This is a genomic window from Sphingomonas sp. CCH5-D11, assembly GCF_001557395.1.
GTDB lineage: Bacteria > Pseudomonadota > Alphaproteobacteria > Sphingomonadales > Sphingomonadaceae > Sphingomonas.
In genome coordinates this window covers 1-14,403 of sequence record NZ_LSKH01000099.1, presented here as the reverse complement: position 1 = coordinate 14,403, position 14,403 = coordinate 1, and the positions used below count along the sequence as shown (strand labels likewise).

General features: G+C 65.0%; 12 protein-coding genes and 1 pseudogene. 5 read left to right on the top strand and 8 right to left on the bottom strand.

Annotated features, from left to right (window positions below; translation table 11 throughout):
- The first annotated feature begins 52 nt into the window (after positions 1-52).
- The 4 genes from AX702_RS06560 (at position 53) to AX702_RS06545 (ending at position 6,422) form a co-directional block, all read left to right on the top strand.
- Positions 53-892, top strand: coding sequence for a glycine--tRNA ligase subunit alpha (locus tag AX702_RS06560; protein ID WP_066777804.1), 840 nt, complete (start codon positions 53-55; stop codon positions 890-892).
- A complete protein-coding gene (glyS, locus tag AX702_RS06555) occupies positions 889-2,916 on the top strand; it encodes a glycine--tRNA ligase subunit beta (protein ID WP_066777807.1) in 2,028 nt (675 codons plus the stop codon). Before AX702_RS06560 ends, glyS begins: the two co-directional genes overlap by 4 nt.
- A 102-nt stretch (positions 2,917-3,018) precedes the next feature.
- Positions 3,019-5,712, top strand: coding sequence for a pyruvate, phosphate dikinase (gene ppdK, locus AX702_RS06550; protein ID WP_066777718.1), 2,694 nt, complete (start codon positions 3,019-3,021; stop codon positions 5,710-5,712).
- Positions 5,713-5,756: 44 nt separating this feature from the next.
- Positions 5,757-6,422, top strand: a complete 666-nt coding sequence (locus AX702_RS06545) for a hypothetical protein (protein ID WP_066777716.1) — start codon at positions 5,757-5,759, stop codon at positions 6,420-6,422.
- Positions 6,423-6,444: 22 nt separating this feature from the next.
- Here AX702_RS06545 and AX702_RS06540 read toward each other — a convergent pair whose 3' ends face one another.
- The 8 genes from AX702_RS06540 to AX702_RS06505 form a co-directional block, all read right to left on the bottom strand.
- Positions 6,445-6,846 (bottom strand): hypothetical protein, encoded by a 402-nt coding sequence (locus AX702_RS06540; protein ID WP_066777714.1) that lies wholly within the window; start codon positions 6,844-6,846, stop codon positions 6,445-6,447.
- A gap of 67 nt (positions 6,847-6,913) precedes the next feature.
- On the bottom strand, positions 6,914-7,915 hold the full coding sequence (locus tag AX702_RS06535) for a type II secretion system F family protein (protein WP_066777711.1): 1,002 nt from the start codon (positions 7,913-7,915) through the stop codon (positions 6,914-6,916).
- 2 nt (positions 7,916-7,917) lie between these two features.
- On the bottom strand, positions 7,918-8,892 hold the full coding sequence (locus AX702_RS06530; protein ID WP_066777708.1) for a type II secretion system F family protein: 975 nt from the start codon (positions 8,890-8,892) through the stop codon (positions 7,918-7,920).
- A 38-nt stretch (positions 8,893-8,930) separates the two neighbouring features.
- The gene (locus AX702_RS06525) at positions 8,931-10,217 is read right to left on the bottom strand and encodes an AAA family ATPase (protein ID WP_066777707.1); all 1,287 of its coding nucleotides are present in this window, start codon (positions 10,215-10,217) and stop codon (positions 8,931-8,933) included.
- A gap of 1 nt (position 10,218) precedes the next feature.
- Positions 10,219-10,863: a CpaD family pilus assembly lipoprotein gene (locus AX702_RS06520; protein WP_093065249.1), complete on the bottom strand. Its 645-nt coding sequence runs from the start codon at positions 10,861-10,863 to the stop codon at positions 10,219-10,221.
- 23 nt (positions 10,864-10,886) lie between these two features.
- Complete coding sequence (locus AX702_RS06515) at positions 10,887-12,539, bottom strand: type II and III secretion system protein family protein (protein ID WP_066777701.1); 1,653 nt, start codon at positions 12,537-12,539, stop codon at positions 10,887-10,889.
- Position 12,540: 1 nt separating this feature from the next.
- Positions 12,541-13,587 (bottom strand): Flp pilus assembly protein CpaB, encoded by a 1,047-nt coding sequence (gene cpaB / locus AX702_RS06510; protein ID WP_066777693.1) that lies wholly within the window; start codon positions 13,585-13,587, stop codon positions 12,541-12,543.
- A gap of 56 nt (positions 13,588-13,643) precedes the next feature.
- A complete protein-coding gene (locus tag AX702_RS06505) occupies positions 13,644-14,081 on the bottom strand; it encodes an A24 family peptidase (protein ID WP_231731754.1) in 438 nt (145 codons plus the stop codon).
- A gap of 91 nt (positions 14,082-14,172) precedes the next feature.
- On the opposite strand from AX702_RS06505, the pseudogene AX702_RS06500 reads away from it, so the two are divergent.
- Positions 14,173-14,403 (top strand): annotated as a pseudogene (locus tag AX702_RS06500) (alpha/beta hydrolase); the annotation flags it as partial.

The window sequence follows — 14,403 nt, the reverse complement described above, 5'->3', positions numbered from 1 at the left end:
CCGCCCCGCGATGAACGCCACCTCAACAGACGCGCCATTGAGCTTTCAGGACATGATCCTGCGCCTCCATTCCTACTGGAGCGCGCGGGGCTGCGCCATTCTCCAGCCCTATGACATGCGCATGGGCGCCGGCACCTTTCACCCTGCCACCACGCTCCGCGCGCTCGGCCCGGACCCGTGGAACGCCGCCTTTGTCCAGCCAAGCCGCCGGCCGACCGACGGCCGCTACGGCGAGAACCCGAACCGGCTGCAGCATTATTATCAATATCAGGTGATCCTGAAGCCGAGTCCGCCGGATCTGCAGGAGCTGTATCTCGGCTCACTCGCGGCGATCGGCATCGATTTCACCCGCCACGACATCCGCTTCGTCGAGGACGATTGGGAAAGCCCGACGCTCGGCGCCTGGGGCCTCGGCTGGGAAGTGTGGTGCGACGGGATGGAGGTGACTCAGTTCACCTATTTCCAGCAGATGGGCGGCTTTGACTGCAAGCCCGTCGCGGGCGAGCTGACCTACGGGCTCGAACGGCTCGCGATGTACATCCAGAATGTCGACAATGTGTACGACCTGCGCTTCAACGACGCCGGCGTTTCGTACGGCGACGTGTTCCTCGAAAATGAGCGGCAGATGTCGACCTGGAACTTTGAGGTCGCCGACACCGACACGTTGTTCGACCTGTTCCGCAAGGCCGCGGCCGAGTGCGAGAATTGCCTCGCCGCGAAGCTGCCGATCCCGGCCTATGAGCAGGCGATCGAGGCAAGCCACATCTTTAACCTGCTGAACGCGCGCGGCGTGATCTCCGTCGCCGAGCGTCAGGCCTATATCGGCCGCGTCCGCGATCTCGCGAAGGGTGCCTGCACGGCCTATATGGAAAAGAACGGGTGGACGGCGTGACCGACTTCCTCCTTGAACTGCGCTCGGAGGAAATCCCCGCGCGGATGCAGGACAAGGCGCGCGAGGATCTGGCGCGCTTGTTCGCTGCCGAACTCGACAAGGCCGGGCTGAAGGCGTCGGAGCTCGTCACCTATGCGACACCGCGTCGGTTGGCGCTGATCGCGCGCGGCCTGCCGGGCGAGACGGCGGCGGTGAGCGAGGAACTGAAGGGTCCGCCCGCCGATGCGCCCGACGCTGCGGTCGAGGGGTTTCTGCGCAAGGCTGGCCTGACGCGCGACGCGCTTCAGACCCGCGACGTGAAGGGCCGCGCGACCTTGTTCGCGGTGATCGACAAGCCCGGCCGCGCAACGGTGGAAGTGTTGGCGGAAGCGATCCCGGCGATCATCCGCGCCTTTCCCTGGCCCAAGTCGATGCGCTGGGGCGCGGCATCGATCTCGACCGAGAGCCCGCGGTGGGTTCGCCCGCTTCAGGGCATCGTCGCGCTGTTCGGCGATACGGTCGTGCCCTGCGCCGTGGCGGGAGTGGAGAGCGGGGCGGCGACGGTCGGCCATCGCTTCCACCATCCTGGCGTGATCACCATCGGCAGCGCCGGCGATTATGTTGAAAAGCTGCGCGCTTGCCACGTGATCGTCGACCAGAACGAGCGCCGCGCGACGATCGCGCTCGGCGCCAAGATGGCGGCGAACAAGGCCGGGCTGACGCTGGTTGAGGATGAAGGACTGGTAAGCGAGAATGCCGGCCTTACCGAATGGCCGGTGCCGCTGCTCGGCCGCTTCGATGCCGCGTTCCTCGATGTGCCGCCCGAGGTGATCCAGCTCACCGCGCGCGTGAACCAGAAGTATTTCGTTTGCCGCTCTGGTGACGGGAAGCTCGCCAACGCCTTCGTCTGCACCGCGAACATCGATGCGGCGGACGGCGGCGATAAGATCATCGAGGGCAATCGAAAGGTGCTCGCCGCCCGCCTGTCCGACGCGCGCTTCTTCTACGAAACGGATCTCAAGGTGCCGCTCGCCGATCAGGCGAAGAAGCTCGAAAAGATCGTCTTCCACGAAAAGCTCGGCACCGTCGCCGACAAGGTCGATCGCGTCGCCAAGCTCGCCCGCTGGCTGGTGGAAGAGGGGATCGTCAAGGACGCAAATCCGGACCTCGCCGAGCGCGCCGCGCGGCTTGCCAAGGCCGATCTCGTTACCGGCATGGTCGGCGAGTTCCCCGAGCTCCAGGGCCTGATGGGCGGCTATTACGCCGCCGCGCAGGGCGAGGCGGCGCAAGTCGCCGACGCGATCCGCGACCACTACAAGCCGGTCGGGCAGGGCGACGACGTCCCCACCGCGCCGGTAACGGTCGCGGTGTCGCTGGCAGACAAGCTGGACAGCATCACCCAGTTCTTCGGCGCTGACCTGAAGCCGAGTGGGTCCAAGGACCCATTTGCTCTGCGTCGCTCGTCGCTCGGCATCATTGCGTTGATCCTCGACAATGGCCTGCGCTTTCCGCTGGCCGGGGTGGCGGGCGCAGACGTGCTCGACTTCTTTGCCGAGCGCCTGAAGGTGCAGCAGCGCGAAGCCGGAGTTCGCCACGATCTGATCGACTCCGTGTTCGCGCTGGGCGGGGAGGATGATCTCGTCCGCCTGCTCGCGCGGGTGAAGGCGCTACAGTCGTTCGTCGGGACCGAAGACGGCGCAAATCTGCTCGCCGGATACAAGCGCGCGGCCAATATCCTGAAGAAGGAAGGCTATCTGGCCAGCTCCGATCAGTCCGTGGCCGATTATAGCCGAGAAGCGGCCGAAGCGGCGCTGGTCGCCGCGCTCGATGCGGCCGAACCTGCCTCGGCGAACGCGATCGCGAACGAGGATTTCGAAGGTGCCATGGCTGCACTCGCGACGCTGCGCGCGCCGATCGACTCGTTCTTCGACCAGGTCACGGTGAATGACCCAGATCCGAACAAGCGTGCTGGCCGGCTGGCCTTGCTGGCGCGCGTCCGGGCGGCTGTTCACGGTGTTGCCGATTTCTCTCGCATTGAGGGATAATCGGGTAAACGGTTACATCTACTTAGGTGCCGCTTTGCGCTTGCAATCCGGCGTCCGGACGTGTGTTGCGGCGCAATAACAAGATTCAGGAGGCGATAACCCATGGCAACCGCGGTTAAGACCCAGGCGGATGAACGGTACGTCTACCGCTTTGGCGGCGGCGTGTCTGACGGCGGGAGCGGGGACAAGAACCTTCTGGGCGGCAAGGGCGCGAACCTCGCCGAAATGGCCTCGATCGGCCTGCCGGTGCCGCCGGGCTTCACCATCAGCACCGCGATGTGCACGCGTTATTACGAGGAAGGCGTAAGCTTTCCGGAGAGCCTGCGCCAGGAAGTGGCGGATGGCCTTGCTCATATTGAGGCGATCACCGGCAAGAAGTTCGGCGATTCCGCCGATCCGCTGCTCGTATCGGTCCGCTCGGGCGCGCGTGTGTCAATGCCCGGCATGATGGACACCGTCCTCAATCTCGGCCTGAACGACCAGACCGTTGAAGGCCTTGCCAGCGCAAGCGGTGATGAGCGGTTCGCCTGGGATAGCTATCGCCGTTTCATCCAGATGTATTCGGACGTGGTGCTCGGCCTGGACCACGGCGCCTTTGAGGAAGCGCTTGAAGTTGCCAAGGAAGACAAGGGCTTCACGCTTGATACGGAGCTGTCGGCGGCCGATTGGAAGGCGCTGGTTGCGGAGTTCAAGGGTCTTGTGGAGGAGCAGCAGGGCAAGCCGTTCCCGCAGGACGTGCACGATCAGCTGTGGGGCGCAATTGGCGCGGTATTCGGATCTTGGCAGTCGGACCGCGCCAAGGTCTATCGCCGCCTGAACGACATTCCGGGCAGCTGGGGCACCGCCGTCAACGTGCAGGCGATGGTGTTCGGCAACATGGGCGACACTTCGGCCACCGGCGTCGCCTTCACGCGCGATCCCTCTGCCGGGCACAATGCCTATTATGGCGAGTTCCTGATCAACGCGCAGGGCGAGGACGTCGTGGCCGGCATCCGCACGCCGCAATATCTCACCAAGACCGCGCGCGAGGAGGCTGGCGCCAAGCCGCTCAGCATGGAAGAGGCGATGCCGGACGCCTATGCCGAGCTTGCGGCGGTGTTCGACCAGCTGGAGCGGCATTACCGCGACATGCAGGACATCGAGTTCACCGTGCAGCAGGGCAAGCTCTGGATGCTTCAGACGCGCTCGGGCAAGCGCACTGCCAAGGCGGCGCTGAAGATCGCGGTGGACATGGCGGCGGAAGGCCTCATCACGCGCGAGGAAGCGATTGCCCGCGTCGATCCGCAGGCGCTTGATCAGCTGCTCCACCCGACGCTTGATCCCAACGCGACGCGCGACGTGCTCACCAAGGGGCTACCTGCCTCGCCCGGTGCGGCCTCGGGCGCGGCGGTGTTCGATGCCGATACGGCCGAGAAGATGGCCGCCGAGGGCAAGGCCGTGATCCTGGTGCGTACCGAGACCTCGCCAGAGGACATCCACGGGATGCACGCGGCGAAGGGCATCCTCACCGCCCGCGGCGGCATGACCAGCCACGCCGCCGTGGTGGCGCGCGGCATGGGTCGTCCCTGTGTATCGGGCGCCGGCGCGCTGTCGATCGACAACAAGGCGAAGATCGCCCGCGTTGCCGGTCGCGAGGTGAAGGAAGGCGATCTGCTCACCATCGACGGCGCGACCGGCGAGGTGATGGCGGGTGAAGTGGCGACGATCCAGCCCGAGCTGGCTGGTGACTTTGGCACGCTGATGGAATGGGCGGATGAGGTGCGCCGCCTGAAGGTACGCGCCAATGCCGAGACGCCGCTCGATTGCCAGACGGCGCGCGATTTCGGCGCCGAGGGCGTGGGCTTGTGCCGCACCGAGCATATGTTCTTCGAGGCCGACCGCATCACCGCGGTGCGCCAGATGATCCTTGCCGAGAACGAGGCGGGGCGCCGCGCGGCGCTGGAGAAGTTGCTGCCGGAACAACGCAGCGACTTCCAGGCGATCTTTGAGGTGATGGCAGGCCTGCCAGTGACGGTTCGCCTGCTCGATCCGCCGCTGCACGAATTCTTGCCGCATGAGGAAGCCGAGTTCGCTGAGGTGGCGAGCGCCGCGGGCGTTGACGTCGACACGCTGAAGCGCCGTGCGGGTGAGTTGCACGAGTTCAACCCGATGCTCGGCCATCGTGGCTGCCGCCTCGGCGTGACCTATCCCGAGATCTATGAGGTGCAGGCCCGCGCCATTTTCGAGGCAGCGCTGGATGTCGCGGAAAAGACGGGTGAGGCGCCGATCCCGGAAATCATGATCCCGCTGGTCGCCACCAAGCGCGAGCTGGAGCTGATGAAGGCGGTGGTCGATCGCACGGCCAAGGCGGTGTTCGACGAGCGCGGCAAGACCGTGGAGTATCTCGTTGGCACGATGATCGAGCTGCCGCGCGCGGCGCTGCGTGCGGGCGAGATCGCGGAGGCTGGCGAGTTCTTCTCCTTCGGCACCAACGATCTCACTCAGACCACGCTGGGCGTCAGCCGCGACGATGCCGGGCGCTTCCTCAGCTCCTACGTGGAGCAGGGCATCTACGCCAAGGATCCGTTCGTGAGCCTTGATGTGGAGGGCGTGGGCGAGCTGGTGAAGCTGGCGGCGGAGCGCGGCCGGGCGACCAAGTCCAAGCTGAAGCTCGGTATTTGCGGCGAGCATGGCGGCGACCCGGCTTCCATCGCCTTCTGCGAGAGCATTGGCCTCGATTACGTCTCGGCATCGCCATACCGCGTGCCCATCGCCCGCCTTGCGGCGGCGCAAGCGGCGCTCAAGGCGAAGGGCTGACCAGCCGTCATCGGGTTTCGATGATCTGATCAGTCCGACGAGAGGTGGCGGCGGCGATCGCGTTCGTGTTGGCGCAGGCGGTGGCACCCGTCTGCGCCGGCGTCATCGGAGAGGCGGTGGCGATCACCTCGCGTCCGCTGGCCTTGTCGGAGCTTGGCGGGCGGCATGAAGTCACCCGCGGCTGGTCACCGCCCGGCGATCCGCGCGTCGGCAAGCTGCGGTACGACTGGGGCTTGATGCTGCAGTCCGACGATCCCCGGTTTACTGACTTCGATCTGTCGCCTGGTTCCGTCCACTCGCGAAGCTCGAGCTGCTGGTTCGGGTGGGACAGTGATTATGCTGGCGGCAAGGTCCGTCGCATCCTGGGCGGTCGCATCGCGCCAAGCGGGTATCGCGCCGGCTATGTCCCTGCGAAGCCCGAAGCAACGCCGACGATCCCTGGCTTCCAGTTCGTTGCCGGAACGCAGATCCGGGATGACCAGTGGATCGGGTTGTGGAACGCGGCCGGCGACACCGAACGCTCGCAGATCGTCACCTTTGGCGGTGGGCTGGAGGTGCTTGCCACACTGCCGCTACGGCTGGGCGCAATAGCATCGCTTCCGGACCTCCACTCCAATGCTCAACATCTGACGATCATGGGCGAGGGCAGGGTAGGGCGGGAAACCGCGTGGATGCGACTGATATGGTCTGGAGAACCGGCGGACCGGTGAACGCCCGCTGCGCCGCAGGAGGTCAGCCGTTCGTGCCGACCCGGTTCTTCCAGTCGAACCACCGTGCGCGCATTGAACCGGCCGGTCGCGCCGCACTCTGCGCGAGGGGCGCATGGGTGGTGGCGAGATGATCTCGTCCGAGATGATCTCGTGTCGTCACCACGCGGTCACTCGCCATTGCCGGGGCGGCAACCGGCGTCGCGCGGGCGAGCCGCTCATTCTCGCGCGTCAGCTCCGCAATGCGCGCGTCCTGATCGGCGATCCGGGCATCCAGGTCCTTGCGGGTGCGGCCATGCACATCGCGCTCGTCAACGTAGCGCTGCTTCCATTTGCGGCCCCCAGGATGGCTCGCCAGTCCGAGCAGCCATCCTGCGATCAGGGCAACCGCGAGCGCCAGCCATTGCGTGGGCGTCGTGAAAAGCATCGCGTTCCTCCTGTTACGCAGGTCAAACGATGCTTCACGGTCCGCGTTCCGCAGCTCGTGCGGGGCGTCAGAAGTTGCCCCCAATGAACGCATCGCTGATCGAGCAGGCGGCCGGGCCGAGGATGACGACGAACAGCACGGGAAGAATGAAGAGGATCAGCGGCACCGTCATGATCGCCGGCAGCCGCGCCGCCTTTTCTTCCGCGCGCATCATGCGCTCGTTGCGGAACTCGCCGGAGAGAACGCGCAGCGCGCTGGCGAGCGGCGTTCCGTATTTTTCCGTCTGGACCATCGTCGTGACGATGCCTTTCACCTCTTCCAGTGCGACGCGGTTCGCCAGGTTTTCGAAGGCAAGGCGACGGTCGGTAAGGAAACCCAGCTCAATCGCGGTAAGCGCGAATTCGTCGCCGAGTTCGGAATAAGCCTTGCCCAGTTCCTTGGCCACGCGGTGAAAGGCGGCGTCCACCGTTAGGCCGGCTTCGGCGCAGATCACCAGCAGGTCCAACGCGTCCGGCAAGCCCTTGCGAATGGCATCGGAACGCTTGGTGATCTTGTTCTTGAGATAGATGTCCGGCGCTTTGTAGCTCAGGAGGAACGTGCCGGCGACGACCAAGTAGCGCTTGAGCGGCGACCAGTGCGCGAAATTGTCGGTGCCGTAGACCAGGAACAGCATGAAGCCGCCGAACACGATCGGCAGCATCATTCGGCCGAAGATCACGCCGACTGCCCATTCCTTTTTACGGATACCTGCCTGCAGCAGCTTGGTCTGCGCTTCCTTTACCTGGCTGTCCTGGAGCACCTTTAGCGATTCCAGCAGCTGACGGATGCGATCGGCGTTCTCGCTCTTCTGCACCAGCTTCGCTCGACGCTTGCTGGTCGAAGCGGTGATGCCTGCCTTCAGCTGCTCGCGACGATCGTTCAGCGCCTTGACCCGCTTGGTCATCGGATCGCGCACGCTGATCGCAGCGTAGATCGCGACGAACACCGCGCATGCTGCCACCGCAGCGAGGATCGTCGCTACCCAAAGTACGTCCACGCCAAGCAGCGTCGGTCCCTGTGTCGGTTCCATCATCAGATCTCGAAGTTGACCATTTTGGACATGATGAAGGCGCCGATGCTCATCCAGATGAGTCCGCCGACTCCCGCTACCATCAGTCGTTCGTCGGAGAAGAACTTCTGCATGTAAGAGCCGTTGATGAACCAGATCAGGCCGAAGACGATGAATGGCAGGGCGCCGATAATCATCGCCGATGCCTTGGATTCGGACGACATGGCCTTGATCTTCAGCTTCATCTGGCCGCGAAGGCGAAGCACGGTGGCCAGATTTTGGAGTGTTTCGGCCAGGTTGCCGCCGGTTTCGCGCTGGATCGCTATGGTGATGACGAAGAACTGAAATTCCGCCGTGCCGAGCCGGTCGGCGGTTTCCTGAAGCGCCACATCCATCGACCGGCCGATCTTCATCTTGTCAGCGACGGAGCGGAATTCCTCACCCACGGGGCCGCTGACCTCGCTTCCGACGACCGCCATGGTTTCGGTGATCGGCAGGCCCGAGCGCAGACCGCGCACCAGCAGCTCGATCGCATCCGGAAATTTCGCGTTGAACGCCTTGATGCGCCGCCCGATGACATAGCTTACCACGAAATGCGGGATCCCGCCGCCCGCCGCGAGCGCCACGAACAGCGCCAGCAGCAGGGGAAAGCCGATCAACAGCAGCAGGAGCAACGAGACGGCGAATATGCCCAGCGTGGCGCCGCCATAGCGACCGGCCGTCCACGGCTTGCCCGTCATGTTCAGGCGTTTCTGAAGCTCCTCCGGGCGTGGCAGGAAGCGCATGGCGGCGCGGTCCGCCTTGGTCGCGCCGCGGCCCGTGATCCGCCGCATCTGCGCCTCGACGGGATCGCCCGCCACCTCCAAATGGCGCTGGCGAACCGTATCCATACGGCGTGACGCGACCCGCTGCGATGAGGGGCCGGCAAGCGCGAAATACACCAGCCCCAGGGTGACAAGCGCACCGATCGCCAGGGTAATCACCGGTAACAGGGGCATATCGCGTTCCGTTCTCCTCCGCCGTGTCGTTGGCGGGATCAGCTTTTGGCGGGTTTCCTAGGCATCAAGCCTTTCAAATCCGCAAACTTGCCCATCAGCGATGTGCCACCCTTGCCGCGGCGTCCCGATTTGCCGCGCGCCCCATCATCCTGGCTGATGAAGCACAGGTGTGTCACGATCTCGGCGATGGCGGCGACGGTCTTGGATGCCTTGCCGGCTTCCACCAGCGGCTTGCCCAGCTTCGCCGCCTGCGCGGCAAGTTTCTGGTCAAACGGTACGAGGTAATCGACCTTGCGCTCGATCGATGTCTCGAAGTCCTTGCGGCTGATCTCCAGCTGTGCAGTCGGCTGCACCTTGTTGGCCAGCACCAGCACCTGGGCTTCAGGTGCGTTTGATTTCAACCACGAAAGCAGGCGAATGCTGTCGCGCGCAGCGGCCAGCGTCAGCTCGGTGACGACCACCACCGTCTGCATCTGCTTCACCAACTGGGGATGGCTGACCAGCATGCTGCGCGGAAGGTCGACTACCGTGCATTCGAAGGCGGCCCGCATTTCCTCCTGCAATTGGAGGAAGGCGCCGCCGTCCGTCATGATCGGCGCCGTGATCGGTGCTTCCGCCGACAGCACGGCCAGCTTTTCCGACGCGCGCACCATCGCCCGTTCGATGAACAGGCCGTCGATCCGGCTGGGATTCTCAATCGCGTCGGTCAGCCCCCGGCCGGGTTCCAGGTCGAGCGCCAGCGCGCCTGTGCCGAAATGGACATCGAGGTCAAGCAGCGCGGTGGACCGGCGCTCCCGCTCGCTCATCAGCCAGGCAAGCGACGTGGCAATCGTCGATGCGCCGGCACCGCCGCGGGTGCCGATTACGGCAACGGAGCAATGCGGGTGCTCGCTCGCTGCCTCGACCACCTTGGGCGTGTTGAGCAGTAGCTGCGCATGGCTGAAGGCGTCGCGCAGCATGTCCGGGTTGAGCGGCTTCAGCAGATAGTCCTGGATGCCGCTTGACACCAGATCGCGGTACAGCCGGACATCGTTTACCTGGCCGGATGCGATCACAATCGTGCCGGGCTCGCAGACCTCCGCCAGCGAGTTGATGTCGTTCAGCGGATCGCCGGATTCGGCAAGATCGACGAACAGGATCTGCGGCGAGGCGGAGACGGAGAGGGATTGCACAGCATTGCGCAGCCCGCCCTTGTTTACCTTCTCGGCGGACCAGCCCATCTCGCTGACCACCGGCCGCAGCGCCTCGGCGGTGTTCTCGTCGCAGACATACGCGACGAACGGTTCGCGGTTCGTCGCGCCCGCGGGTTTCCATGGTGCATTCATGTCAGCGTCCCCCCGACTGTCCGCCAGTGCCGTCCGCCTGCACCTTGGTGCCGCCGCTCCCGGTCGGCTCTGCCTTGCGGAAGCGATCGATCGCCTTGGTGGCGACCGCCGGGTCATAAGGATTGCGGGCACCTTCGCCGCGCACCAGATCTGTCGGATTGGCAACCATTGCCGCCAGGTTGGAATTCACCGCACAGCCCTGGTTGGATGATGTGTGCGCTTCATAATCTGGCTGGTACATGCGGCTGTGGTCCGGACAGCCGGGCACATAGGCATGGGCGCGGCTGACCACCACGCGCGCCGTCCCCTGCGCGATCGGCGCAGGGGTGACGGGCGCTTCGTCCGACACCAGCAATCCGAACTGCGCGGCCGCCGCGGCAACATCAGCGCGGGTGGCAGGGTCGCGCGCCGGATCGTCCACCGCGATCCGATCGCCATAGCCGACCTTCAGCGAGCCCATCCAGGCACCCAGCCGCTCACGCTCGCCGGGTGCCAGGCCGCCAGGGCCAGCGCCGACGTCGAACGCATAATCGGCGCGGGCGACGACCGGCTGATGCACCGATTCCAGCCCGCGGTTCATGGTGCCGCCGCAGCCGCCGATCATCAGGACCGGCGCGAGCGCCAGGAGGAGTGTGCGTTTGCGCATGTTGCTGTTCCTCACCGTCACCATCAGTTCAACGAGAAGCCCGGCGCGGGCGTGTTCGATTTCTTATCCTTCTTGCCCTTGCCCGCGTTCACGGCCTTTTCATCACCGCCGGTCGCGGGCAGCGGCACGGGTGCGGCTGGCTGGATCGGCGTTGTTGCGCCGATCGCCGGAGCAGCAGGGGGGCCGGCTTCAAGCGTCGGCTTGGGTCGATCTCCCCCGGTCGTGCCCGACGAAAGCTGGCCCAGCAGCACGCGTTCCACGTCGGTCGGTGACTTGTATCCGTCCGTCGGCAGCTTGATGTCGTTGCCGTTCACCGGCTGCACCAGATAGGGCGTGATCACGATCACCAGCTCGGTCTCGTTGCGTTGAAAACCATTCGAACGGAACAGCGCGCCCAGGATCGGGATGTCGCCCGCACCGGGCGTTTTCTCGATCGAGTTGTTGTGATTGTTCTGCAGCAGGCCGGCGATCATGAAGCTCTGGCCGGAGCCAAGCTCCACCGTGGTTTCCGTCCGCCGAGTGGTGAGACCTGGGACCTGTACGCCGCCGATCGCCACCGCATTGGAATAGTCCAGCTGTGACACCTCTGGGCGCACGCGCAAGGAGATGCGACCATCCGACAGGACTGTCGGTGTGTAGGCCAGGCTGACACCATATTGCTTATATTCTACGCCGACGCCGCCCAGCCCCTGAGCGATCGGGATCGGGATTTCGCCGCCAGCCAGGAAGGTGCCCGTCTCGCCCGACAGCGCCGTCAGGTTCGGGTTGGCAAGGCTGGTCACCTGGCCGATCCGCTCGCCAAGATCGAGCGCTCCGGCGAGGTTCAGCCCCAGAAGCTTGGTCAGGAAGCCGATGGTCGTATGCTGCGCACCGGGGGTGATGGTCGTGCCGGCCTGCTGGATCAGCTTGATGGAGCTGGGATCGATCTGGCCATTGGGCAGATAGGTGATCGCCGTCGGATCGATCGTGTAGCCCTGCACGGTGCCGCCGACACCAAGCGGAAGCCCTGGGGTGGTGTTGATGGTGCCGACCGGTCGGCCGCTGCCGATCCCGAACTTGAATCCGCCTGTGCCGTCGATCGTCGTCAGGTTTGCGCCAATATTCTTCACAAAGCTGCGGCTCACCTCGGCGAAGCGGACCTGCAGGTTCACCTGCAGCGGCGTGGCGGTGCGCAGGCGGCTGATGACCTTGGTCTCCTCGCCGACAAACGCCTGAACCAGCCGCTCTGCTTCCGCGCCGTCATCGGGGCTCGCGACCGTGCCGGTCAGCAGCACCACGCCGTTCATGGTGGTTGCCGTGATATTGGCTTCCGGCATCGCCATCGACAGCATCTGGCCGAGCGAGTCGAAATTGTTGCCGACGCGAACGGTCGCGCCATAGACCACGCCCCCGCCCTTGGCCGTCGCCGAGATGGTCGTCTCGCCCGGCTTCTTGCCGAACACATAAAGCTGCGTTGGGGAGCGGACCTGAACGTCGGCAATGTCCGGGTTTGCCACGAACAGATCGGTCATCGGCCGGGGCAGATTGATCAGCTGGCCGCGATTGGTGGCGACCTGAAGCGTCCGGCCCGACACGGCTGCGTTCTGCGCCGGCGCCACTGCGGGCGTGATCGCGCTCGCCGCAGTCCCGATCGCCAGGGCGAGGGACAGGCGGATTGGCTTTGAAGCAACACGCATCTCAGTTCTTCCCTCCGACCGGCACTTCGGTCACGTTGTTGCCGCGTGCGATCCTCACCACCGGTCCGGACGGGCGAACCGCCGCGCCAGGGTACGTTGCCGGTGCGCCGCCAGCGCTGGGCGCGCTCGGCATCATGGATGGCTGTTGCACCCGACCGGGCACGGTACGCCGCTGGAACCGCGACACGTCCGCTCCGACTGCATAGGTGGGGTTGCCGGCCTGCGGCGCGCTGGCGACGCGCAGCAGCATATCGCGCTCCGCCTTCGGATCGCCGCCCTCCGGCACCTTCACGTCACCCGAGGCGATCGCCTGTTCCAGCTCCGCCGCATTGTCCGCGATGGAGCGGAGCGAGAGCGAAATGGTGCCCATGGTCTGCGCCACCGCGATCTGTTCCGCGATCTTCGGCGTCGCCTCGATGGTAACGGTGGAGAAGGCCTGGACGACCGTATTGCCGCTTTCGTCCTTTTCCTGGCTGGTCCGCTGGTCAGTGGCGAGCACGCGCAGGTTGCGCAGGATCGTTTCCGACACGCGAAGCGGAGGGCCATCGCCGCCACCTTCCACGCTTTGCGTCAGCAACAGGTCGATCCGGTCACCGGGAAAGACGAAGCCGGCAACGGAGGATTGCGTGGATACCGGCACGGTAACGGCGCGCATCCCGGGGCCGAGCGCGGCAGCCAGAAACCCGCGGTCACCCGGCTTCACCAGCGCGCCCTGCGTGATCGGCTGGCCGGCCGTAATCGGATTGCGCACCACCGTGCCCAGCACGTTCTTCATGTCGAACTCTGGGGTTTCCTGAAAATAGGCGCCCTCGACGAGCTCGGCGGGCCAGGGTTGGAACTTCACCGAGGCCGGGTCCAGGATCGTGCCGACCGGCAGGGCGCGCGTGGCGACCAATACCTTCGGCCCGGCGGGTACCGGCGCCGGCGCGCCTGGAACGGCGCCCGCCTGGGGCGCGCTGGTGCCCATGATGAGCGAGCGCGCCATGAAGGCAGTGATCGCTGCGACGAACAAAGCGCCAATCAGCAATATGACCTTGCGACTATCCATGAATCATCGTGCCTTTCGCATCAGCGCTGGCCAGTGTTGCCCATGCTGGCGTATGATTAGGTGAAGTGGTTAAGAAGCGGTTCGCGCAGTCCGATCAGTCCTGCGATGGCAATCGCGACACCGTAGGGGATCTCGGGATTTCCGCTGTTTTTGCGAAACCTGTGATCAATCAGCATCACTATTGTGATGGCCCCGCCAACAATCGACATGATCAGCAGAAGCTGGATCAACGCGGTCACCGGCATCCAGAGCGCGAGGGCGGCGATCAGCTTCACGTCGCCCCCGCCCATCTGCCCGAAGTGGAATGCAACGCAGAACAGTGCGAGCGTCACCAGCGCGACGGCCAGTTGAACCGCCATGCCCGGCCATGGCGCGATGCCGATCGCCAGCCACCACAAGGGCGCCAGGAGAGCGATGGCCGCGTTCTTCCAGTTGGCGATTTCACGGACGCGTGCGTCTTCGATGCCGGCCGAAAGCAACAGCAGGCCAAGCATGATCGGCAGCGCCCAGGAAAGAAAATTCCACCCCATAAGGAGGCGGCACTAGACGGAATGGCTTGCGAAACCGTAACCAAGCCGCCTCATCATGAATACATCTTCCCCGATCCGCCGGGCGATCCCGGCCGATGCGACCGTTGCGCACTGGTCCGCGCCGGATGGGTGGCAACTGCGGCGGTTCGACTGGCGCGGCAGCGGGCGCGGTGGCATCCTGTTCCAGACGGGGCGCGGGGACGTTTTCGAAAAATATCTGGAGACGTTCGCGCACTGGCATGCCGGGGGGTGGTCGGTTGCCGCGTTCGACTGGCGCGGGCAGGGT